This is a genomic window from Streptomyces sp. NRRL S-1022, from assembly GCF_000720135.1.
Lineage (GTDB): Bacteria > Actinomycetota > Actinomycetes > Streptomycetales > Streptomycetaceae > Streptomyces.
Window position 1 is genome coordinate 73011 of sequence record NZ_JOIU01000030.1, and the last position, 22559, is coordinate 95569.

At 72.1% G+C, this 22559-nt stretch carries 22 protein-coding genes and 1 pseudogene; 12 read left to right on the plus strand and 11 right to left on the minus strand.

All coding sequences use genetic code 11. The annotated features are described in order from the left end of the window. Positions 1-171: 171 nt before the first annotated feature. Positions 172-2310, minus strand: coding sequence for an excinuclease ABC subunit UvrB (gene uvrB / locus IG05_RS0134475; RefSeq protein ID WP_030348011.1), 2139 nt, complete (start codon positions 2308-2310; stop codon positions 172-174). 40 nt (positions 2311-2350) lie between these two features. Further along, complete coding sequence (locus tag IG05_RS0134480; protein ID WP_030348012.1) at positions 2351-3229, minus strand: MHYT domain-containing protein; 879 nt, start codon at positions 3227-3229, stop codon at positions 2351-2353. A 277-nt stretch (positions 3230-3506) separates the two neighbouring features. Between IG05_RS0134480 and IG05_RS0134485 the strand changes: the two genes are divergently transcribed. Next, entirely contained in the window at positions 3507-4379 is an 873-nt protein-coding gene (locus IG05_RS0134485) for a glycerophosphodiester phosphodiesterase (protein ID WP_030348013.1), read from the plus strand. 41 nt (positions 4380-4420) lie between these two features. Further along, on the plus strand, positions 4421-4975 hold the full coding sequence (locus tag IG05_RS0134490) for a methylated-DNA--[protein]-cysteine S-methyltransferase (protein ID WP_030348014.1): 555 nt from the start codon (positions 4421-4423) through the stop codon (positions 4973-4975). 16 nt (positions 4976-4991) lie between these two features. Here the strand turns inward: IG05_RS0134490 and IG05_RS0134495 are convergent, their stop codons facing one another. Beyond that, on the minus strand, positions 4992-5423 hold the full coding sequence (locus tag IG05_RS0134495) for a VOC family protein (RefSeq protein ID WP_030348015.1): 432 nt from the start codon (positions 5421-5423) through the stop codon (positions 4992-4994). A 98-nt stretch (positions 5424-5521) separates the two neighbouring features. Here IG05_RS0134495 and IG05_RS0134500 point away from each other — a divergent pair, with 98 nt between their 5' ends. Further along, entirely contained in the window at positions 5522-6430 is a 909-nt protein-coding gene (locus tag IG05_RS0134500) for a pseudouridine-5'-phosphate glycosidase (protein WP_030348016.1), read from the plus strand. After that, positions 6415-7350, plus strand: a complete 936-nt coding sequence (locus IG05_RS0134505) for a carbohydrate kinase family protein (RefSeq protein WP_030348017.1) — start codon at positions 6415-6417, stop codon at positions 7348-7350. Before IG05_RS0134500 ends, IG05_RS0134505 begins: the two co-directional genes overlap by 16 nt. A 188-nt stretch (positions 7351-7538) precedes the next feature. Here the strand turns inward: IG05_RS0134505 and IG05_RS0134510 are convergent, their stop codons facing one another. Next, positions 7539-8333, minus strand: coding sequence for a methyltransferase (locus tag IG05_RS0134510; RefSeq protein WP_030348018.1), 795 nt, complete (start codon positions 8331-8333; stop codon positions 7539-7541). Positions 8334-8508: 175 nt separating this feature from the next. On the opposite strand from IG05_RS0134510, the gene corA reads away from it, so the two are divergent. Next, positions 8509-9636 carry a magnesium/cobalt transporter CorA gene (corA, locus tag IG05_RS0134515; RefSeq protein ID WP_030348019.1) on the plus strand — a complete coding sequence of 376 codons (1128 nt, stop codon included), beginning with the start codon at positions 8509-8511 and terminating at the stop codon, positions 9634-9636. A 60-nt stretch (positions 9637-9696) separates the two neighbouring features. On the opposite strand, the gene IG05_RS0134520 is transcribed toward corA, so the two are convergent. Next, positions 9697-10110 (minus strand): PPOX class F420-dependent oxidoreductase, encoded by a 414-nt coding sequence (locus tag IG05_RS0134520; protein ID WP_030348020.1) that lies wholly within the window; start codon positions 10108-10110, stop codon positions 9697-9699. A gap of 84 nt (positions 10111-10194) precedes the next feature. Beyond that, positions 10195-10827, minus strand: a complete 633-nt coding sequence (locus IG05_RS0134525) for a uridine kinase (protein WP_037815229.1) — start codon at positions 10825-10827, stop codon at positions 10195-10197. A gap of 274 nt (positions 10828-11101) precedes the next feature. Here IG05_RS0134525 and IG05_RS0134530 point away from each other — a divergent pair, with 274 nt between their 5' ends. From IG05_RS0134530 to IG05_RS0134540, 3 genes are all read left to right on the plus strand, one after another. Beyond that, complete coding sequence (locus IG05_RS0134530; protein WP_199808427.1) at positions 11102-11800, plus strand: DUF2293 domain-containing protein; 699 nt, start codon at positions 11102-11104, stop codon at positions 11798-11800. Positions 11801-11960: 160 nt separating this feature from the next. Then, on the plus strand, positions 11961-12440 hold the full coding sequence (locus IG05_RS0134535; RefSeq protein WP_030348023.1) for a DUF1772 domain-containing protein: 480 nt from the start codon (positions 11961-11963) through the stop codon (positions 12438-12440). 224 nt (positions 12441-12664) lie between these two features. Next, positions 12665-14152: a glutamate synthase subunit beta gene (locus tag IG05_RS0134540; RefSeq protein WP_030348024.1), complete on the plus strand. Its 1488-nt coding sequence runs from the start codon at positions 12665-12667 to the stop codon at positions 14150-14152. 75 nt (positions 14153-14227) lie between these two features. Here the strand turns inward: IG05_RS0134540 and IG05_RS0134545 are convergent, their stop codons facing one another. Continuing rightward, a complete protein-coding gene (locus IG05_RS0134545; protein WP_030348025.1) occupies positions 14228-14755 on the minus strand; it encodes a carboxymuconolactone decarboxylase family protein in 528 nt (175 codons plus the stop codon). A 47-nt stretch (positions 14756-14802) separates the two neighbouring features. Here IG05_RS0134545 and IG05_RS0134550 point away from each other — a divergent pair, with 47 nt between their 5' ends. Then, complete coding sequence (locus tag IG05_RS0134550; RefSeq protein ID WP_030348026.1) at positions 14803-16242, plus strand: PLP-dependent aminotransferase family protein; 1440 nt, start codon at positions 14803-14805, stop codon at positions 16240-16242. Positions 16243-16415: 173 nt separating this feature from the next. On the opposite strand, the gene IG05_RS0134555 is transcribed toward IG05_RS0134550, so the two are convergent. Together IG05_RS0134555 and IG05_RS0134560 are read right to left on the minus strand one after the other, a co-directional pair. Beyond that, positions 16416-16670 (minus strand): DUF397 domain-containing protein, encoded by a 255-nt coding sequence (locus IG05_RS0134555; RefSeq protein ID WP_030348027.1) that lies wholly within the window; start codon positions 16668-16670, stop codon positions 16416-16418. After that, on the minus strand, positions 16671-17531 hold the full coding sequence (locus tag IG05_RS0134560; protein ID WP_030348028.1) for a helix-turn-helix domain-containing protein: 861 nt from the start codon (positions 17529-17531) through the stop codon (positions 16671-16673). It lies immediately after the preceding gene. A 244-nt stretch (positions 17532-17775) separates the two neighbouring features. Between IG05_RS0134560 and IG05_RS0134565 the strand changes: the two are divergent. From IG05_RS0134565 to IG05_RS0134575, 3 genes and pseudogenes are all read left to right on the plus strand, one after another. Further along, a pseudogene (locus IG05_RS0134565) lies at positions 17776-18351 on the plus strand (ATP-binding protein); the annotation flags it as partial. Positions 18352-18638: 287 nt separating this feature from the next. Continuing rightward, positions 18639-19082, plus strand: a complete 444-nt coding sequence (locus IG05_RS0134570) for a hypothetical protein (RefSeq protein ID WP_030348030.1) — start codon at positions 18639-18641, stop codon at positions 19080-19082. Positions 19083-19424: 342 nt separating this feature from the next. Then, positions 19425-21398 (plus strand): ABC transporter ATP-binding protein, encoded by a 1974-nt coding sequence (locus IG05_RS0134575; RefSeq protein ID WP_030348031.1) that lies wholly within the window; start codon positions 19425-19427, stop codon positions 21396-21398. Between the two features lie 133 nt (positions 21399-21531). Here the strand turns inward: IG05_RS0134575 and IG05_RS48590 are convergent, their stop codons facing one another. Then, positions 21532-21708 (minus strand): hypothetical protein, encoded by a 177-nt coding sequence (locus IG05_RS48590; RefSeq protein ID WP_199808428.1) that lies wholly within the window; start codon positions 21706-21708, stop codon positions 21532-21534. A 171-nt stretch (positions 21709-21879) separates the two neighbouring features. After that, positions 21880-22524 carry a DUF899 domain-containing protein gene (locus tag IG05_RS0134585; RefSeq protein ID WP_030348032.1) on the minus strand — a complete coding sequence of 215 codons (645 nt, stop codon included), beginning with the start codon at positions 22522-22524 and terminating at the stop codon, positions 21880-21882. Positions 22525-22559: the final 35 nt, after the last annotated feature.

Genomic DNA, 22559 nt, shown 5'->3' on the forward strand with positions numbered 1-22559 from the left:
CTGAATCCCCTCTCGAAGGTCCCCTGTTGCCGCGCCGGGCTGTCGCTGCGCACCGCGCGGTTGCTCAGCACCCTACGCAGGGCCGCCGACCGTGCCGACCCTCGGCTCGCGCTTTGTGTCGGTGTTGCAACACTTGGCGCTTATGCCGAGGTCCGGCAGCGGGGCGGAGGCTCAGGCGATGCCTGCCTCCCGCATCTGTCGCAGCTCCTTCTTCATCTCGGAGACCTCGTCGCGCAGCCGGGCCGCGATCTCGAACTGCAGCTCCGCGGCGGCGGCGCGCATGCGTTCGGTCATCTCCTCGATCTGCTCGGCCAGTTCGGCCGCCGGACGGTCCGTGGGCACGGTCTTGCCCTTGGCCGCCTTGCCGGCCTTCGCGCCCTTGGCCGCCTTCTCGCCGAGCGCCGGGACGGGGGCCTTCGCGGCCTTGCCGTCCTTCGTCCTGCGGTAACCGGAGCCCAGAAGCTGTTCGGTGTCGATCTCCTCCCGGGCGATCTGCGCGACGATGTCGTTGATCTTCTTGCGCAGGGGCTGGGGGTCGATGCCGTTCGCCTTGTTGTAGGCGACCTGCTTCTCCCGGCGGCGGTTGGTCTCGTCGATGGCCCTCTCCATCGCCGGGGTGATCTTGTCGGCGTACATGTGGACCTGGCCGGAGACGTTGCGCGCCGCACGGCCGATGGTCTGGATCAGCGAGGTGCCCGAGCGGAGGAAGCCCTCCTTGTCGGCGTCGAGGATCGCCACCAGGGACACCTCGGGCAGGTCGAGGCCCTCGCGGAGGAGGTTGATGCCGACCAGGACGTCGTACTCACCGGAGCGCAGCTCGCGCAGCAGCTCGACGCGGCGCAGGGTGTCGACGTCGCTGTGCAGGTAGCGCACCTGGATGCCGAGTTCCAGGAAGTAGTCGGTGAGGTCCTCGGCCATCTTCTTGGTCAGGGTGGTGACGAGGACCCGCTCGTCCTTCTCGGTGCGCTTGCGGATCTCGTGCACCAGGTCGTCGATCTGCCCCTCGGTGGGCTTGACCACGACCTCCGGGTCGACCAGGCCGGTCGGGCGGATGATCTGCTCGACGACGCCGTCCGAGCGGGACAGTTCGTAGGTGCCCGGAGTGGCCGACAGGTAGACGGTCTGCCCGATGCGCTCCTGGAACTCCTCCCACTTCAGGGGGCGGTTGTCCAGGGCGGAGGGCAGGCGGAACCCGTGGTCCACCAGGGTGCGCTTGCGGGAGGCGTCACCCTCGTACATCGCGCCGATCTGCGGGACGGTGACGTGCGACTCGTCGATGACGAGCAGGAAGTCGTCCGGGAAGTAGTCCAGCAGGGTGTTGGGCGGGGAGCCGGGCAGACGGCCGTCGAAGTGCATCGAGTAGTTCTCGACACCGGAGCAGGTGCCGATCTGGCGGAGCATCTCGATGTCGTACGTGGTGCGCATCCGCAGCCGCTGGGCCTCCAGGAGCTTGCCCTGCTTCTCCAGCTCGGCCAGCCGCTCCACCAGCTCCTTCTCGATGTCGTTGACGGCCCGCTCCATGCGCTCGGGGCCGGCGACGTAGTGGGAGGCGGGGAAGACGTAGAGCTGCCGGTCGTCGCTGATGATCTCGCCGGTGACCGGGTGGAGCGTGGAGAGCGCCTCGATCTCGTCGCCGAACATCTCGATGCGGACGGCCAGCTCCTCGTAGACCGGGAAGATCTCGATGGTGTCGCCGCGGACCCGGAAGGTGCCGCGGCTGAAGGCCATGTCATTGCGCTGGTACTGGATGTCGACGAAGCGGCGCAGCAGCTCGTCCCGGTCGATCTCGTCGCCGACCCTCAGGGGGACCATCCGGTCCACGTACTCCTGCGGGGTACCCAGGCCGTAGATGCAGGACACCGAGGCCACCACGATGACGTCGCGGCGGGTGAGCAGCGAGTTCGTCGCCGAGTGGCGCAGGCGCTCGACCTCCTCGTTGATCGAGGAGTCCTTCTCGATGTAGGTGTCCGACTGCGGGACGTAGGCCTCGGGCTGGTAGTAGTCGTAGTACGAGACGAAGTACTCGACCGCGTTGTTCGGCAGCAGCTCGCGGAACTCGTTGGCCAGCTGGGCGGCCAGCGTCTTGTTCGGCGCCATCACGAGGGTGGGTCGCTGGAGCTTCTCGATCATCCACGCGGTGGTGGCGGACTTGCCGGTGCCGGTCGCGCCCAGGAGGACGACGTCCTTCTCACCGGCCTCGATGCGCTTGGCCAGCTCGGCGATGGCCGCCGGCTGGTCGCCGTTGGGCTGGTAGGGGCTGACGACCTCGAAAGGCGCCACCGTGCGTTCGATGTGGGAAACGGGCCGCATGACATCCACCGTACGACCCCGCACTGACAACGGGTTCCGATCAGCGGTTCTGCGGGGTGCGGGAACGGTGGTCCTCGGGCCGGCGAGCCGGCTGGCGGCCCTCGTGGAGAGTGGGGCGGCGGTCGGTGTGCGCGGCGACGGCGGCGGCCGGGACACCCGGTTTGTGCTCGACGGGTGTCCGCTGCGGCCGGCCCATGATCACGAACGGGTCGAAGATCACGAGGACGCCGGCGAGGAGCAGGAAGGCGAGCGGGCCGATCAGCATCGGCGCGAGCACCGACGCCTCGGGCCCGCTCCCGCCGCCGTGGGCGGCCCCGTCGAGGTGGACGCCGAGGGCGGCCATGCCGGTGTAGTGCATGCCGCTGACCGCGAGCCCCATGACGAGGCTCGCTCCCACGCTCCACAGGAAGCCCCGCACCTGTCCGGCGGCCCACAGGGCGGCGGTGGCGGCGACGACCGCTATGACGACGGAGACCGCGACGGTGAGCGTGTTGTAGGTGAACCGCCCGTGGAAGCGGACGCCGGCCATCCCGAGGTAGTGCATGGAGGCGACACCCAGACCGGTGATCGTGCCGCCGGTGAACAGGGGGATCCCGGTGGCGCCGCGGTAGCCGACGATGAAGACCCCGACGCCGACCATGACGATGGCGAGGCCGAGGCTCGCGTAGGTGATCGGCTTGTCGTAGTGGATCGGCGTGTCCGCGATGGTGAAGCCCATCATGGCGACGAAGTGCATGGTCCAGATGCCCGAGCCGATCGCCGCCGAGCCGAGGGCCAGCCAGGCGGGCCGCCAGGAGTGCGTGACCAGCAGGGACCGGGTGGTGCAGCGCAGGCCGAGGGCGCCGCCCAGGCACGCCATCAGGTAGGCCACCAACGGGGTGACGGCCCCGTAGCTGAATCCGTCGACCGTGCCTTGCATCCGCGGCTGCCCTTCCGCCTTCTTGCGTCCCGGAATACTCGAATATGCCCCCGTCCCAGGACCGCGTCGGCGGTCAGGGTTGTCGCAGAGAGTATGACCCCCACCGGAATGGTCGAACGATTTTCCGGCAAAGAAACACGGCCTTGCCCCACTTGTGCGGCACTGGTGAGCGGACTTGGACAGCACCATTCAATCTGTGGTCATAGTGCGCCCGGGTGCCGTTGACCCGCTGCTGTCAGTCTGATGCTGTCGGTATTGCTCGATGCGAGGAGGACGCATGTACGCGCGCGTAGTCGCCGCCACCGTCGCCGTAGCCCTGGGAACGGCGGCGGCTCTGCTGAGCCCCACCTCCGAAGCCCGGGCACGCGAGATCCGCGTGCCCACGGTGATCGCCCATCGGGGCGCCTCCGCCTACGCGCCCGAGAACACGCTGGCCGCCATCGACAAGGCCGCCCAGCTGGGCTTCACCTGGGTGGAGAACGACGTCCAGCGCACCAAGGACGGCGAACTGGTCGTCCTGCACGACGACAGCCTGCGGCGCACCACGAACGTCGAGGAGGTCTTTCCCGGCCGGGCGCCCTGGAAGGTGCAGGACTTCACCGCCGCCGAGATCGCCCGGCTGGACGCGGGGAGCTGGTTCTCCCCCGCCTACGCGGGCGTGCGCGTGCCGACGCTGCAGCAGTACATGCGCCGGGTGGAGCACAACCACGAGAAGCTGCTCCTGGAGATCAAGAACCCCGAGCTGTACCCGGGCATCGAGCAGCAGACGCTGAAGCTCCTCGGCAACGAGGGCTGGCTGGACCACCGGCACCTGGGGCGGCTGATCGTGCAGAGCTTCAGCGCCGACAGCGTGCGCACCGTGCACGAGCTGAAGCCCGCGGTGATCACCGCTTACCTCGGCACCCCCACCATGGCGCAGCTGCACGGGTTCGCCCGCTTCACCGATCTGGTCAACCCCTCGTACGCGTCGCTGTCCCGCCGCTACGTCACCGCCGTGCACGCCTTCGACGGGCCGCACGGCAGGCCGCTCGGGGTGTTCGCCTGGACGGTCGACGACGCGGCCGGCGCCCGCCGAGCGGCCGGCTACGGGGTCGACGGGCTCATCACCAACCGGCCCGACGTGGTGCGGGCGGCGCTCGGTTCGCACTGAGCCCGGCCGGCGTTGTCGGTGGCGGGTCGTACCGTGGGCGCATGGACAGCCAGGGGCAGGATGAACAGCGGGTCGTGTGGGCCGTGGTAGGGACGGACATCGGGCCGCTGATGCTGGCCGCGACCCGTGACGGCCTGGTCAACGTCGTCTTCCACGCCTCGGACGCGGTGCGCGACCGGGCGCTGGAGCGGCTCGCCGCCCGGCTGGGCGGCCGACCCGTGGAGGATCCGGACTCACCGTTGCTGGCGGAGCCGATACGCCAGCTGCGGGCGTACTTCGCGGGCGATCGGCACGACTTCGACCTGCCGCTGGACTGGTCGCTGATCTCCGGGTTCAACCGGCAGGTCCTGCGCGAGCTGGCCTCCGGTGTGCCGTACGGCACGGTGGTGGGGTACGGCGATCTGGCGGGGCGGGTCGGGCAGCCCGGCGGGGCGCAGGCGGTGGGGGCCGCGATGGGGGCGAATCCGCTGCCGGTGGTCGTGCCGTGTCATCGGGTGGTGGAGAGCGGCGGCGGCATCGGCGGTTTCGGGGGCGGGCTGGAGACCAAGCGGAAGCTGCTCGCCCTGGAGGGCATGCTGCCCGAGCCGCTGTTCTGACCGGCCCGGGACGCGGCTAGTCGTCGTAGTGCCGGGCCTCGAAGACGTTGCCGTCGGGGTCGCGGAAGTAGAAGCTGCGCTTGGCGTCGCCGCGGGCGCCGGACAGCCCGTGGTCGATGTCCGAGACCGGGACGCCGCGGTCCTGGAGGCGGGCCCGCAGGGCGTCGAAGGCGTCGGCCGGCAGGGACAGGCAGACGTGATTGACGGGGTGGCCCGCGCTGTCGGCGGACCCGGGCAGCATGTTCATGCGGTCGGCCAAAGTGTGCGGGGCGAGGTCGAGGATGGTCTCCTCGTTGACGCGGACGGAGGGGAAGGACACCTTCCCCTGCACGAACTCGGCGACCCTGATCGGCTCCAGTCCTACGGCCGTCTCGTAGAAGGCGGCCGCGGCGGCCGGGTCGGCCACCCACAGGACGACGTGGTCGAGGCGCGTGGTGTTGTTCGTCATGTGACCCAGGCTGGTGGCCTCCCCCGCGGGCCACAAGCGTTTAGCCGGGGCCGGCGCCCGCCAGAGATGAGGAAGGACGACGGACAGGAGGCGGGCACGTGGTGCTGGTGGTGTCGGAAGAAGTCCGCGAGGCGATAGACGCGCGACGGCCGGTGGTGGCCCTGGAGTCCACGATCATCGCGCACGGCCTGCCCCGTCCGCGCAACCTGCAGGTGGCGCTGGAGCTGGAGGAGGCGGTCCGGCGGGAGGGTGCCGTCCCGGCGACCGTCGCCGTGCTCGACGGGCGGCCCCGGGTCGGTCTGGACAAGGAGGAACTGGAGCGGGTCGCGAACGAGGAAGGCATCCGCAAGCTGGGACACCGTGATCTGCCGCTCGCGGTGGCGGCGGAGGCGAGCGGGGCGACCACCGTGTCGGCGACGGCGCAGCTGGCGGCGCTGGCCGGGGTCCGGGTGTTCGCCACCGGCGGCCTGGGCGGTGTGCACCGGGAGTGGACGGTGACCCAGGACGAGTCGGCCGACCTGGGGCTGCTGGCGCGCACCCGGATCACGGTGGTGTGCGCCGGCGTGAAGTCGATCCTGGACGTCCCTGCGACGCTGCAGCGGCTGGAGACACTGGGGGTGGCCGTCGCCGGATACGGCACGGACCGGTTCCCCGGCTTCTATCTGTCGGACTCGGGGCATCCGGTCGACTGGCGGCTCGACACCCCGGAGCAGGTCGCCGCCGTGATGCGCGCCCAGGACGCGCTGGACGCGCCGGCGTCGGCGCTGATCGTCGCCAACCCCGTCCCGGAGGCGGAACAACTCGATCCCGGGCTGCACGCGCGCGTGCTCGCCGACGCGCTGCGCGCCTGTGGGGAGCAGGGGGTCACCGGGCAGGCGGTGACTCCGTTCCTGCTGGACTACCTGGTCCGGCACACCGACGGTGCCTCGCTCGGCGCCAACCTGGCGGCGGTGCGCGGCAACGTACGGCTCGCGGCGCGGATCGCCACGGCGTGGGCCAGGGGGTGACCCCGGGCCGGAACGGAGCGCTGCTGGTCGTCGGGGACGTGGTCACGGACGTGGTCGCCCGGCACCGGGGACCGCTCGCGGCCGGCACCGACACGGCCGCCGTGATCCGGACCCTGCCGGGCGGCGCGGGCGCCAACGTGGCCTGCTGGGCCGCCCACGCGGGCTGCGCGGACGTACGGCTGCTGGGGCGGGTGGGCGCGGACGCCGCCGTGTGGCACGAGCGGGAGCTGGTCGCGGCCGGGGTGCGGCCCTCCCTCGTGGTGGACGCGGAGGCGGCGACGGGCACGGTGATCTGCCTCGTCGACGCGGGTGCGGCGGCCGAGCGGACGTTCCTGACGGACAGCGGGGCGTCCCTGCGGCTGAGCCCTGCCGACTGGTCGGACGCCCTGCTCGACGGGGTGGCCCGGCTGCACCTGTCGGGCTACCTGCTGTTCACGGAGGCCAGCCGGGCGCTCGCCGAGACGGCGGTCACGGCGGCCCGCGCGCGGGGTGTGCCGGTCAGCCTGGACCCGGCGTCGGCCGGCTTCCTGATCGAGTTGGGAGTGGACCGCTTTTTGGCGTTCGCGGAGCGGCTGGACCTGTTGCTGCCCAGCCGCGACGAGGCCTGCCTGCTCACCGGGCTGCCGGATCCTGCGGACGCGGCGGCCAAACTGAGCCGGGTCGTGCCGCTGGTGGTGGCCAAGGCGGGTGCGGACGGGGCGCTGGTGGCCCGTTCCGGAACCGTGGTGGCGCGGGTCCCGGCCGTCCCGGCGACGCCCCGGGACACCACGGGCGCGGGCGACGCCTTCACCGGCGCGTGTCTCGCCGCCTTGCTGGCGGGTGCGGGCCCGAAGGACGCGGCGGCACGGGGGTGCCGGGCGGGCGCGGAAGCGGTACGGCGGGTGGGGGGCAGACCACCGGCTTCGGGGAGCGGGGGTTAGGGGGCCTCACGCCCGGATGACGCCCGCCGTGCACGTGCGCGGCCGACGGCGGCGGGTGCGGTCCCGCTCGGCAGTCGGCTGCCGGTCGCGCCCGGCTGCACACCGCCCATCGCCGGCCACTCGCCGCTGCCCGCTGCCCGCTGCCCGCTGAAAGGATCCTCCACCCCGGAGGGCCCCGGCACCGCCGGTTACTCCTTGCGGCCCCACGCCGAGATCATCGGTGCGGTGGTCAGGTCCATCGCGCCCGCCTCCACATTGGCCAGGTGCTGGTCGATCTCCGCGTCGGTGGCCAGGCCGGCGGCGACGAGCCGGGCACGGATCTGCCGGACGGTCGCGGTCTCCAGCGCGGTGCAGGCGGGCGAGGTCACGGGGAAGTACGCGTCGGCCTCGACGTCGTGCAGGCCGGCCTCGCGGAGCAGTCGCGGGAGTTTGCGACCGTAGGAGAGGTCGGCGCCGCGGTCGGCGAGGAGCTTGCGGAAGCCCTGGCGCAGCCGGTTGGCGAGCCGCTGCTCGGGGCCGTACTCGTCGGGGCAGGTCAGGGGCTGGAGGGCGGGGTCGGCATCCTCGATCAGCAGTCGTCCGCCCGGGCGCAGGGCCTTGATCATGGATCGCAGTGCCCGTTCCCGGTCGGGTACGTGGACGAGGACCAGCCGGGCGTGGACCAGGTCGAACCCGTCGCCCGGCGGCTCCTCGGCGCCCACGTCGTGGACGCGGATCTGTACCGGCGGTCGGGCCGCGGCGGTGAGCCGGGAGGTGTCGATGTCGGTGGCGACGACCTGGCCGCAGGGGCCCACCTTTTCGGCCAGCCAGGACACGACGGAGGTTCCGCCTGCCCCGACCTCCCAGCAGCGCCAGCCGGGACCGATGCCGAGTCCTTCGAGTTGCCGGAAGGTCGTGGGGTCGAAGAGCGCGGTGAAGGCGTCGAAGCGTTCGCCCGCCTCTTTCTGCCGGTTGCCGAGGAGGTACCCGTCCGAGCGCGTCATGCTCCGATCATCCCAGTGAGCGGGCTCTCGCGGCCGCTCACCCCGTCGTCCACAGGCGGGAACCAAGCGGAACTCCCTGTTCACACAGGCTTGCCCGCGCTTTGCCCGGGACTGGCAGACTTGCCGGGCAAAGCGCGAAAGCGTTGAGCGAGGAGATCCACGCGAGGAGATCCAGATGTCCATGGCAGGGAATCTGCGGAAGGTCACGGGGCTGGGCAGGGTCGGCGGCCTGCGCAAGGTGGCGCGGCTGGCCCGGCGCCGGCCGCGCGTGGACCTGAGCCACCCCGCCAGGTCACCGCTGGGCTCGTCGGTGGTGAACTGCGTGACGTATCAGGACGGCGTGCGCGTGCCGGGGTGTACCGATCTGGTGGATGCCGTGCGGCTGGTGCGCAAGACCGGCGAGGGCTTCGTCTGGCTCGGGCTGCACGAGCCGACGGACCGTGAGTTCGCGGGCATCGCCGAGTTGTTCGACCTGCACCCGCTGGCGGTGGAGGACGCGGTCGAGGCACATCAGCGGCCGAAGCTGGAGCACTACGGGGACACGCTCTTCGCGGTGTTCAAGACCGTCTGCTACGTGGAGCACGAGCAGTTGACGGCGACCAGCGAAGTGGTGGACACCGGCGAGATCATGCTGTTCGTCGGCGCCGACTTCGTGATCACGGTGCGGCACGGCCGGCACGGCTCGCTGGGCCCGCTGCGCGAGGAACTGGAGGCGGACCCGCAGCAGCTCGCCAAGGGGCCGGCCGCGGTGCTGCACGCGATCGCGGACCATGTGGTCGACGACTACCTGCACGTCACGGACGCGGTGCAGGCCGACATGGACCAGGTGGAGACGGATGTGTTCTCGGAGAACGGCGCACGTCTGGACCCGGGCCGCATCTACCAGATGAAGCGTGAACTGCTGGAGCTGAAACGGGCGGTGGTGCCGCTGGGCCGCCCGGTGGAGGACCTGGCCACCCGGCCGATACGGGTCGTCGCCCCGGAGATACAGGCGTATTTCCGGGACGTGCTCGACCATCTGATCCGGGCCAAGGAACAGATCGCCGCGTTCGACGAGCTGCTCAACTCCATCCTGCAGGCACATCTCGCGCAGGTGACGGTCGCGCAGAACGAGGACATGCGGAAGATCACGGCTTGGGCCGCGGTGATCGCCGTGCCCACGATGGTGTGCGGGGTGTACGGCATGAACTTCGACCACATGCCTGAGTTGCACTGGTCGTTCGGGTACCCGCTGGTCATGTCCGTGATGGCGACGGCGTGTGTGGTGCTGTACCGGGGCTTCCGGCGCAACGGCTGGCTCTGAGCGACGGGGCCGCGGCGCCTGGGGTGCGGGGTGCGGGGCCGGTGGTACGCCCGGTCACGGTCAGACCGAGAAGGCCACGACCTTCCGCGGGACGATCCTGACGATCACGCGGACCTCGTCGTCGTTCTCGGCCGGCGGGTCGATGCCGAGGTACTTGTGGGACAGGTCGTGAGGGAGTCGCTTGCCCTCGTCCGGCAGGATCTCGGCGACGCCTCGGATCTCGGCCGAGTGATAGGGGTTCGCCAGGTCGAACACGGAGAGGCTGATGCGCGGGTCGCGACGGAGGTTGCGCACCTTCTGGCGGCGGTCGACGGACGAGAAGAGCACGCTGTCGCCCTCACGTTTGATCCAGACCACGGAATTCTGCGGAGCGCCGTCGGGGCCGAGCGTGGCGACGCTGGCGAAGTTCCTGCCGTCCAGCAGGGCACGGAGGGAGTCGTCGAAAGTGACAGAAGTGGCCGGTGAGATCGTCATGACAGCCACCCTAGTTACATGCACGCGCATGTAAAGGGGTTTCACCGAATCGCCCGGCCGGATGCCCTGACGGCCGCATGCGCATCAGCCGCTCCAGGCGGGGTGGCGCGGGTCGTCGGCGCGCACCAGGACGTCCGCCGTGCCGGCCGGGTCGGTCTCGGCCTCGTAGCGCTCGAAAGCGGGCAGGGTCCAGTGGCCGGACTCGGGGGTGCGGCGTCGAAGGGCGCCCGGGGAGAGGAGGAGGTGCACGGTCAGGTCGAAGGGGAACCAGTGGCGCAGCAGGAGGGGGCCGTGGAGCAACAGGATTGCGCCGGGCCGGAGTTGCACGTACGCGCTGCGGGTGGCCCGGTCCGTGGCCGGGTCCCACAGGTCGGGCAGGACCCGGCCGTTGCCTCCGGGATCGAGCGGACCGAAGACTTCGCGCCACAGGGCGCCCGTGTCGAACCAGCCGCTGTAGTACGACTCCGCGTCCCGCCGCCCGTGCTCCAGGCGGAGCGAGGCGGGGCGCAGGAAGCCCTCGGTGCCCACCACGAGCGCGGGCCGGCCGCGCACCCGCAGCGCCTCCCCGACACGCTCGGCGAGGTCTCCGGGCTGGGCGGCCGGGGCACCGTCGAAGCCGACGCGCGGCCAGGCCCCTCCATCGGCCGTCGCAGCACCGGCCAGCCGGTCGGCGAGCCGCTCGGCCAGCAGGTCCCAGGTGATCGCTTCGAGTCGCACACGGCCCATGATGCCGGGTGGCCGGGGGGAGCGTCGGGGGTGCCCGCGATGGAGACGGCGGTGCGGGGAGCCATGAGAGAGCGGGGTCGTTCCCGGGCCGGGGCTGCGAGGTCGGTCAGGAGAGGTGGTCGGCCGTGCGGCGGGCCGCGGGCAGCCTGGGGTGGTGGCTTCGCTCCTGGCGGGGTTTCCGGGAGGAGGGAGGTGGGTGCTGGCGGACGGAGACGAGCAGGGGCGGGCGTGGGAGCCGGGGGCGGTGACGGGGAAAGTACCGCGTATGGCGCTTTCCGCAACTCCCCGTTTTCCCGGTCGGCTTGTGGTCGTCCAGGCGCTCAAGCGCAAGCGGTGCGCCCGCTGCCGGCGCGGTCCGCTGTCGCTGCTGGTGCTGGCGGACGGGGCACCGTGGTGCCTGGTCTGTGCCGATCTCGGGCACCTGGTGTTCCTGCCGCGCGGCGACACGGCCCTGACTCGCAGGTCGCGCGAGGAGAGCACGCTGTCGGCGGTGGTGGTGCGCTTCAACCGGCGCAAGAGCCGCTACGAACGCCAGGGCGTGCTCGTGGAGGAGGACGCGTTGGCCCGGGCCGAGGCCCGGTGCCTGGCGGACGCGGAGGCGCGGCGTCGGCGGCGGGCGCGGGACGCGCGACGCAGGGCGGTGGAGGACGAGCGGTTCGTGGCGGCGTTCGCGGCCGAGATCCTGCGGCTGTTCCCCGGTTGTCCGGCCGAGCGGGCCCGGGCGGTCGCGGCCCACGCCTCGGTGCGGGGCAGTGGCCGTGTCGGGCGCAGCCCGGCCGGGCGGGCGCTGACCGAGGGGGCGGTGATATCGGCGGTGGTGGCGGGCGTACGACACGTGGACACGCCGTACGACGAGCTGCTGATGCGCGGGGTGCCGTGGAACGAGGCTCGACGTCGGATCGCCCCGACGGTGGAGCGGGTGCTGCGTGCGTGGCAGGGGGCCGGGGCGGAGGACGCGGGGTGAGGACGGGGAAAGCAAGGAGGTGCTGAGGGCGCGGAAGTGCGGAGTACGGTTCCGGGGGACGTGTGGGCATGGGGCTCGCTCAGCCTCGGCCGGGTTTCCGGGGCCGTGCCGCCCCTAAGGGGGGCGGCTGATCCGAATGGAGCGGGAGGGGGGTGTGGGGATGATCGAGGGACCGTTCCTCGTGCTGGTCGTGGTGGGGATCCTCGGGGCCGGGCTGGTGGCCGGTGTCTTCTACGGGTTCTCGGCCTTCGTGATGCGGGGGCTGGCGGCGCTGCCGCCCGCGCAGGGTGTGGCGGCGATGAACTCGATCAACGTCGCCGCGGTGCGGCCGGCCTTCATGGCCGTGTTCGCCGGATCGGCGGCGCTGAGCGTGGTGATAGCGGTGGTGACGTTCGTGGTGTGGCCGGGCGAGGGGAAGGTGGAGCTGCTGCTGGGCAGCGTGCTGTACCTGGCGGGCTCGTTCGGGCTGACGATCGTCGCGAACGTGCCCCGCAACGACCGGCTGGCCAGGCTCACCCCGGGGGCGCCCGAGGCCGCCGCGTACTGGCCGGCGTACGTGCGCGAGTGGACCTTCTGGAACCACATACGGACCGTCGCCTCGGCCACGGCGGCCCTGCTCTACACGGCGGCCCTCGCCTGATGAGGATGGTGGCCCTCGCCTGATGGGGCGAGGATGGCGCTCGCCTGATCCGATGGTGGCCCTGGCTTGTCCGGTGCTGCCCTGACGCCAACGGCAGAAAGCGCTGTCCGCCACTCTGCGCGGGCGTCGGACGGGACGTATCGTGGCCGGAAGAGTGCCGCCCGATGACGCACGGCCCTTCGTACACCCGGTGCCTCCGGTGCCCGTACGCGAGGAAGACGCCCATGGCCGATCCCAAGGGGTTCATGACCACGCCGCGCCAGGAGTGGCCGCGGCGGCCCGTCGAGCAGCGGGCGCGGGACTGGGACGAGGTGTACGTCCCGGGGGCGCTGCTGCCCATCATCAGCAAGCAGGCCGACCGCTGCATGGACTGCGGCATCCCGTTCTGCCACCAGGCCTGCCCGCTGGGCAACCTCATCCCCGAGTGGAACGACCTGGTGTCGCGAGAGGACTGGCGGGCCGCGAGCGACCGGCTGCACGCCACGAACAACTTCCCGGAGTTCACCGGCCGGCTGTGTCCGGCGCCGTGCGAGGCCGGGTGCGTGCTGGCGATCAACCAGCCGGCCGTCACCATCAAGAACGTCGAGTGCGCGATCGCCGACCGGGCATGGGAAGAGGGGTTCACCCCGCCCAGGCCGCCCGAGCGGCTGTCCGGGAAGACGGTCGCCGTCATCGGCTCGGGGCCCACCGGGCTGGCCGCCGCGCAGCAGCTGACCCGGGCCGGGCACACGGTCGCGGTGTACGAGAAGGACGACCGGATCGGCGGGCTGATGCGGTACGGCATCCCCGAGTTCAAGATGGAGAAGCGGCACCTGGAGCGGCGCATCGAGCAGATGCGCGCCGAAGGGACGAAGTTCCGCACGTCGACGGTGGTCGGCCGGGACATCCCGGCGGACGAGCTGCGCACCCGGTACGACGCGGTGGTGATCGCCACGGGAGCGACGGCGTGGCGGGAACTTCCGGTGCCGGGCCGGACGTTGAACGGGATACACCAGGCGATGGAATATCTGCCGCTGGCCAACCGGGTGTGTGAGGGGGATCTGGAGGTTTCGCCGCTGTCGGCCGCCGGCAAGCACGTCGTGATCGTCGGCGGCGGGGACACCGGAGCGGACTGTCTGGGAACCGCGGTGCGCGAAGGGGCCGCGTCCGTGACCCAGCTGGACATCTACGCACAGCCGGGTGCCGAGCGCGACGAGGACACCGAGCCGTGGCCGACGTACCCGAAGATCTACCGGCTGTCGGCCGCGCACGAGGAGGCTCGGGACCTGCGTACGGCACCGGCGGCGGATGCGGACGCGCGGCTGTTCGCGGCGTCCACACTCCGCTTCACCGGCGACGGGAGGGGGGATGTGCGGTCACTGCATCTGATGGAGGTCGACGAGCGGCGGCTTCCGGTGCCGGGCACCGAGCGGACGCTCCCCGCCGATCTGGTGCTGCTCGCCCTCGGGTTCTCCGGACCCGACCAGGAGGACGGGATGATCGAGCAGTTGGGGCTGACGCTGCAGCCGCGCGGCACGATCGCCCGGGACGACGGTTTCGCGACCAACGTGCCCGGGGTGTTCGCCGCGGGAGACGCGGCGCGCGGGCAGTCGCTCATCGTGTGGGCGATAGCGGAGGGACGGGCGGTCGCGTCGGCCGTCGACCGTTATCTGACGGGGAGTTCCCGGCTCCCGGCTCCGATAGCGCCGACGGACCGGCCGATGGTGGTCTGAGCGGCGGCACCGCCGGCATCCTCGGTCGGCTCCCGGTCACCCCCGGGCGGCTCCCGCGTGGTGACGGGCGGCGCGTCAGCGGGTGCGTTCGTCCGTGCCGGCGACCTTCCCGGTGGCCAGGGCCACGCGGTTCCAGGTGTTGATCGTGAGGATCAGCGAGAGCACGTGGGCCAGTTCCCGGTCGTCGAAGTGGGCGGCGGCCTCCGCGTAGACGGTGTCCGGGACGCCGCCGTCGGCGACCAGGGTCACCGCCTCCGTGAGGGCGAGGGCGGCCTGTTCCTTCGGGGTGAAGAAGTGCCGGGCCTCACGCCAGACGGCGACCATGTGGAGCCGGTCCTCGTTCTCGCCGGCCTTGCGGGCGTCGTTGGTGTGCATGTGCAGGCAGTAGGCGCAGTGGTTGAGATGGGAGGCGCGGATCTGGATCAGTTCGACCAGGGCGGGGTCGAGGCCCTCGCGGGCGGCGGCGTCGAAGCCGACGATCGCCCGGAAGACCTTCGGTGCGGCCTTCGCGAGGTCCAGGCGGGTGCGGGAGGCGTCGGCCGCGGCGATCCCCGTGGTGAGGTCGGCGGTGGTGGCGGTTGCGGCAGTCGTGTGCGTCGTCATGTCCTCTAATTTAGAGCCCCGAAAGACCGACGGTAGGGTGCATTTCCATGACGGATTCGTGGGTCAATTCCGCGGAGCGGATCGGTGCGGACCTGCATCTGGAGCTGTCGGGACCGGGCGGCCGGCGGGCGGCGCTGACCCGGGCGCTGCGGGAGGCGGTGCGCAGCGGCCGGCTGGCTCCGGGTACCCGGCTGCCGCCGTACCGGTCGCTCGCCGCGGACCTGGGCGTGGCCCGCAACACGGTGGCCGATGCGTACGCGGAGCTGGTCGCGGAGGGCTGGCTGACCGCCCGGCAGGGGTCCGGGACCCGGGTCGCCGAGCGGACCGAACCGCTGCGCCGCGCCCTGCGTACGCCCGTGAAGGCGCCCCCACGCGCGCGTGGGCCGCGGCACGATCTGCGGCAGGGCACGCCGGACGCGTCGGCCTTCCCGCGCGCGGCCTGGGCGGCTTCGTACCGCCGGGCGGTGCAGGCGGCGCCGAGCGAGGCGTTCGGGCCGGGCGATCCCGCCGGGCGCCGGGAGCTGCGGGAGACGCTGACGGAGTACCTGGCACGCGCGCGTGGGGTGCGTACCCAGCCGGACCGGATCGTGATCTGCTCGGGCTTCGCGCACGCGCTGCGACTGCTCTTCGGCCGGGGCACCCGGGAGGGCCCGGCGGCGGGCGGGGTGCTGCGCGGTCCGCTGGGCGTGGAGGCGTACGGTCTCGGCTTCCACCGGGAGCTGCTCGCGGCGGCCGGTGTGCGCACCGTACCGCTGCCGCTGGACGAGCACGGCGCGCGGGTGGACGCGCTGGGGCGTGAGCGGGCCGTGCTGCTGACGCCCGCGCACCAGTTCCCGACCGGAGGCCCGCTGCACCCGGAGCGGCGGGCGGCGGTGATCGACTGGGCCCGCGCGCGGGAGGCAGTGGTGCTGGAGGACGACTACGACGGCGAGTTCCGGTACGACCGCCGGCCCGTCGGCGCGCTCCAGGGTCTCGATCCCGATCGGGTGATCCACATCGGGTCGGTCAGCAAGAGTCTGTCGCCGGCGCTGCGGCTGGGGTGGATGGTCCTGCCCGAGCGGTATGTGGAGCCGGTGCTGGCGGTGAAGGGCGAGCGGGAGGGGTGGTCGAGCGTGCTGGACCAGCTCGCGCTCGCGGACTTCGTGGGCTGCGGGTCGTACGACCGTCATGTGCGGCGCATGCGGCAGCGGTACCGGCACCGGCGTGACCGGCTCGTCGCCGCGCTCGCCGCGCAGGCGCCGCACATCGAGGTGACGGGCATCGCGGCCGGGCTGCACGCGGTGCTGCGGCTGCCGCCCGGCACGGAGCGGTCGACGGTGAAGGCCGCGGCGTGGCAGGGCATCGCCCTCGACGGACTGGCCGGGTTCCGGCATCCGCAGAGTCCGACGGCGGGCGGCGACGGCCTGGTGGTGGGATACGCAGCCCCGGCCGAACACGCCTACGGCGCGGCGCTGGAGGCCCTGTGCGAGGTGCTGCCCCCGGAGTGAGGCGGGCCGACGGCCGATGCGGAGGGCCTCGCCCGGCTACGGCCCGGCTTCCGGCTCTCCCGTTTGCGGGTCACAGGGTCACCAGGGTCACCACCCGTGACCAACTGCTCATCACAACTGCTCAACACCATAAGGAACTCAAGGAAGTCGCATACAAACAACACACGCCATGATCAGGACAGCAGAAAGTCGGCCTCCCCCGCCTTGGCGCCCTCGATGAACGCGGTCATCTCGTCCATGGTGTAGATCAGGGCCGGGCCGTCCGGATCGGTCGACTGGCGTACCGCGATCCGGCCGTCGGCCAGCTTCATCGCCTCCAGGCAGTTGCCGCCGTTGCCGCCGCTCCAGGGCTTGTGCCACCCCTCGCTGCCCAACTCCCGCGCGGGCATGCCGTTGTAGACGCGTCCGCGCGGCTTGATTCGATCCATTCACAGCTCCTTGCGGAGATCCCGGAGGATCTCCTTCGTGCGTTGTGCCGTAGCGGCCTGCGCCGCCATGCGGTCCATGACCTCCAGGTGGGTCGCCACCTCGGTGCGCGCGTCCAGGTAGACGGCGCCGGTCAGGTACTCGCTGTAGACCATGTCCGGCAGTTCCGACATGGCAAATCGGAACAGCACGAAGGGCCCGTACGTGCCCGGGTGCGGCCCGTTGGCGAACGGGGCGACCTGGAGGGTCACATGGGGCAGCTTCGTGGCCTCAAGCAACCTGTCGATCTGCGCGCGCATCACCTCCGGTCCGCCGACCGGGCGGCGCAGGGCGGTCTCGTCCATCACCGCCCAGAATCGGGGTGCGTCGGGACGGGTGAGCAGTTGCTGGCGTTGCATGCGCAGGGCGACGTGCCGCTCGATGTCGTCCGGGCTGGTCTGGCCGACGGCGCCGGACTTCAGCACGGCGCGCGCGTAGTCCTCCGTCTGCAGCAGGCCGGGGACGAAGTGCGGTTCGTAGGAGCGGATGAGGGCTGCCGCGCCCTCCAGGCTGACGTACATCGAGAACCAGCCCGGCAGGATGTCGTGGAACCGCTGCCACCAGCCGGGCCTGTTCGCCTCCTCGGCCAGCTGGACGAAGACCTCGGCCTCGTCGTCGGGGACGCCGTAGGCCTTCAGCAGCAGTTGCAGGTACGGGATTTTGAGGGAGACCTCGGCCATCTCCATGCGGCGGACGGTGGCGGGGGCGACGCGGAGCACGCGGGCGGCCTCCTCGCGCTTCAGTCCGGCGCGTTCCCGCAGGTCCAACAGGCGCCGGCCGAGGACCACCTGGCCCACCGTCGGCGCGGACCGCGGCTCGCTCACGCTCCCACCTCCACCCAACGCCTCTCACCGAGGCTGCTTGCAGAAGCCTCTTGCCCTGAAGATTCCCGACAGCCCTGCGGCGCCGTTCGAAGGCTCATTCGAAGACCGGGTCGGATCTCCGACGACTCCAATTGGCGCCGCGCGAGGTGCTGTTGCGAGCAGTGTGCCACGGCCTCTGACCGAGTCACACAGCACTCTGCAATTTTCAGAGTGACTCTTGCCAAGTGTCCGTGGCAGGGAGATAGTGGCAGGCGTGATTCCGTCCGCGCCCTTAGGAACAGACGCGGCCGCAGACCCTTCCGGTCTGGGCGCCGCGGCGGGAGCAACCCCCCAGCGGGGTGCTGCCGAGCGCAGGTTCCGCTTCGAGCTGGCCCCACATCCGGGTTCCGTCGCCCAGGCCAGACGCCTGACGCGCGCCCGGCTGGCCGGCTGGTCGGTCTGCGCGGACACCTGCGACAACGCGGCTCTGGTCATGTCCGAGCTGGTCACCAACGCGATCGTGCACACCGCGAGCAGCCGAGTCGTGTGCGAGTTGCTGGACCACGACGACATGGTGCGCATAGCCGTGCACGACCAGGGCTGTGCTCCTGGCGAACCCCACCCGTCCCCGCAGCGAGCCGATGAGGAGCACGGGAGGGGGTTGCTTCTCGTGGACGCGCTGTGCCGGGCCTGGGGTGCCCAGGAGCACGGTCCCGGGCTGTCGGTCTGGGCGGAGCTGCCCCGCCAGGCCGACGCCGCCCAGGACACCGCGGAACCGCGCGGTGACCTGGGCTGGGGTGCCCGCCCCAAGCCGGGCCGGCCGGACGACTCCGACGAGGACCGGCCGGCCGAGGCGAGCGGACGGGCGCCGGACCAGGACGGACGGGGAGAGACGGAGCAGCAGGGGGGACCGGGGCGGCTCGGGCAGGGGGACGCGGAGCACCACCGGCACGTGCCCGCCGGTCAGCCGCCGCGCCGGATGCCCGAGCAGCACCGGCACGGGGCCGGAGACCCGCACGAGCACGCCGCCCACCCGGTTCAGCACCGGCCTGTGGCGCAACCGGACCGGCACCGGCCCACCGCGCCCCTGGACCGCGTACCCGAGCGCCCGCTGCCCGGAGAGTGGCCGTGACCGGCGCCGGACGGGCCGTCGGCGCCGGGGCGGAGCAGGCCATCGGCCTGAACACGCTGGTACGGCTGCAGCGCCGGCGGCCGGCCCCGGAACCGGACCGCCGCCTCACGCTGCCCGACGGCATGACGGCTCCGCTCGGCTTCGACGCCGTGGCCGTGCCCGATCGCCTCGGTCCGCTCGTCGTACCCCGGCTGCCGCGGGTGGGGTGTGTGTACGCCGACGGTTCCCGCTGGTGGTGGATCGTTCCGTCGGACTCCGACTACGCCCTGCCCTGGCCGCCCCCGGCCCACTACGCCACCGGCGCCCTGAGCACGGGTACCGCCCGCCTGATCCACCGCCCGGAGGGCACGGTCCCGTACACCCCGCCGATCCCCTTGTACCTGGCCCTGTGCCGGGCGACGGGGACCGCCCCGGACTGGTCCCGGGCCGTCCCGGCGTGACCGGGACGCCCGCAGGACACGTTCCCGTACGCCCGCGGGGTCCCGGCCGACTCTGAGCCGCTGCGGCACGACGGCCCCGCACCGCCCGCCGGACGCGGCCCCCTGCCACCTGGCCCCGCGCCACTCGACAGGAGCCCCCTCACCCGGACCCGTCTCGACCCGTCCCAGCCGTCCGGACCGTCCCGGCGCAGCCAGCCCGCCCACCGCCGGGCCATCCCCCCAGGTCGCGCGCCCCGTGCCCGGCGCGCTCCTTCCACGCCCCCGCGTACGGTCTCTCGCGCCCTGCCGGGCGGCGGCTGCGGCCGGGATAGTGGCCGTTCCGTCAGGGTCCGGGAGGTCACGGTGAGCAAGAGGCGGGAGGCGGCCGAGCCCGAGGTGTCCGCGTCGGAGCGGCTGCTGTTCGGCGGACCGCTGCGCTACGACATGGGCTGGAACCAGCACGCGGACGCCTTCCTGGCGCTCGGCTTCCGGGCGATGCTGACCCGGCTGCCCGGCATGCTGGCGTCCAGTCTCCGGCTGGCCCGGCAGGCCGACGCCCGGGCCGCCCGGATGCTGCTCGCCGCCGAGCTGGGCCGGGGCGTGGCCCAGGCGGTGAGCCTGCTGGCGGTGAACAGCGCGCTCGGCGAGCTGCTCACCGGCCCCGACATCGGGCAGCGGCTGCGCTCGGCCGCCCCGGCCCTCGTGGTGATGGCCGCCGTGCTGCTGGTCGCCGCGCTGCTGCGGGCCACCTCCACCTACGCCACCGGACGCCTGGAGCCAAAGGTGGAGCGACTGGCGACCGAGCTGTACCTGGAGCGGGCGGCGAACGTGGAGCTGGCCGCGATCGAGGACCACGCCTTCCACAAGCTGCTGGACACCGCCCAGTACGGCGCGCGGTCCGCCCGGCACATGATCGGCTACGGCGCCCAGGTGATCAACGCGATGATCTCGCTGGTCGCCGCGGCGGGCGTGCTCACCGTGCTGCATCCCGCACTGCTGCCCCTGCTGGTCACCATGACCCTGCCCAGCGCGTGGAGCGCGCTGACCAACGCCCGGCGCCACTACGAGTCCTTCCACACCTGGGTGCAGCACGCCCGGGCCGGCCAGCTGATCAGCAGCCTGCTCACGGAGCCGGGCGCCGCTCCCGAGATCCGGGTGCACGGGGTCGGCCCGTTCCTGCTGCACCACTTCCGGGCCATGGCGGAGACCGCGGAGGCGGAGCAGGCCCGGCTGTCCCGGCTGGCCGCGCGGACCGGTCTGATCGCCGCGGCCTGGACGGGCCTGGCGACTCTCGCGACGTACGCGACGCTGGGTGCGCTGCTGCTGGCCGGGGCGATGGCGCTGTCGGTGGCCGGTACGGCGGTGATCGCGATCCGCACGGGCGCGGCGAGCCTGGACACGCTGGTGCTGGAGATCAACCAGCTGCACGAGGAGGCCCTGTTCGTGGGCGATCTGCAGCGGATGTACGTCGCGGCGGCCGAGCGGGCCATCCCGGCGGGCGGGGAGCCGCTGCCGGAGGAACCGAAGGAGGTCCGCTTCGAGAACGTCACGTTCAGTTACCCGCATGACGCGGACCCATCCGGCGGCTGTCCGGGCACCCCGCCCCGCCCCGCCCTCGACGACGTCAGCCTCACCCTGCCGCTCGGCCGGATCATCGCGCTCGTCGGGGAGAACGGCTCGGGCAAGACCACGCTGGTCAAGCTGCTCGCTGGGCTGTACACCCCCGACCGGGGCCGGATCCTGTGGGACGGCGTCGATGCCGCGCGGGCCGACCGGCGGCTGCTCGCCGAGCGCATCGCGATGGTGGCCCAGGACTTCAAGCGCTGGCCGTTCACCGCCCGGGTGAACGTGGCCGTCGGCCGTTCCGCCGCCCCGATGACCGAGGAGCGGCTGGCCGCGTCGATCGCCGAGGCGGGAGCCGGGGAGGTGGTCGCGGATCTGCCGCGCGGCCTGGACACGCTGCTGGCCCGCAACTTCAGCGGCGGGCACGAGTTGTCCGGCGGCCAGTGGCAGCGGCTGGGCATCGCCCGGGCGGCCTACCGGCGCGGGAACATCCTGATCGTGGACGAACCGACGGCGGCGCTGGACGCGCGGGCCGAGCTGGAGGTGTTCGAGAAGATCCGGGCGCTGGCGCGGGGCGGGCAGACGGTGGTCCTGATCACTCACCGGCTGGCCTCGGTACGGCACGCCGACCTGGTGCACGTGCTGGAGCACGGGCGCCTGGTGGAATCCGGCACTCCGGAGGAACTGCTGGCCAGGGGTGGTGTCTACGCCGGTCTGTACACGCTCCAGGCGCAGCAGTTCACGGCGCGCGTGCCGGCGCCGAGGCCGGGCTGACGTCGCTGGGGCGAGTCCTCCGGCCGACTCGCCTGGCCGACGCGCCTGGTCAACTCGCCTGGCCGACGCGCCTGGTCAACTCGCCTGGCCGAATCTCCCGGCCGACTCTTCCGGCATGCTTTCCCGGACAGGCTCAGTCGGCGGTCTCGGCGCCGCGGACGATCACCAGGAACGTGTCCGTCGCGAGGTCCATGACGACCTCGGCGCGCAGGCCTTCCAGACGCCGCGCGTGTGCGAACTCCTCCGCGGGCCAAGATCCCCGCGGACCACCGGCGGGAAAGCGTTCGAGCACCGTTCGCCCGTTCACCATCTCGCACCTCCAGGAAGCGTCGTCCGTGTAGGAGTTAACGCCCTGGAGAGGGGAATCGGCTCGCTCAGTGACGCTACTGAGACAATGGCGACACCGGATCGGCGCGGACCGTGAGGATCCGTTCACCTTGTGACACGAAGCGGACCGTCCGTATCGGTGTTCCGGCACCTTTCAGTCGTCGTACTCGTCGTGGAGGCGGAGCCGTTCGCTGCCGGCGGGGCTGCGGCCGAGCGCGGTCAGGTCGAGCAGGGCCGCGGTGGTGCCCAGTCCGTCCAGCCCGTCGTCGTACACCGAGTAGGTGTGGAAGACCCGGTCGTGGTCACGCAGGAAGCAGCTGAGGCCGGGCCGTTCGACCGGATCGCCGTCCGAGTCGACGGTGGCCTCGAAGTCCCGGTTGAAGTCGCTGTGCGCCGAGGAGTACCAGGGCACCGCCCAGCCCATCCGCGCCTTGAACGGCAGGATCCGGGTGAACGGTGCCCGGGAGACGGCGGCGAAGGCGGTGTTCCGGGCGCGCAGGTGGGCGAGGTGGCCGACCTGGTCCAGGAAGGCGGCGCAGCACGGGCAGCCGGAGTCCCACTCGGGGGCGAACATGAAGTGGTGGACGACGAGCTGGGCCCGATCCTCGAAGAGGTCGAGCAGGGTGGCCTTGCCGTCGCCGCCCTCGAAGACGTACTCCGGGTCGACCTCCACCATGGGCAGCCCCCGGCGCTCGGCGCCCAGGACCTCACGCGCTCGTCTGACCGCCTCCTCCTTGCGCAGCAACTCCTCGCGCGCCGCGCGCCACTGTTCGCGCGAGACGATCCGGGGAAGCGACATGTGCCCTCCTGTCCGACGGTCGGTTCGGGGGTGGT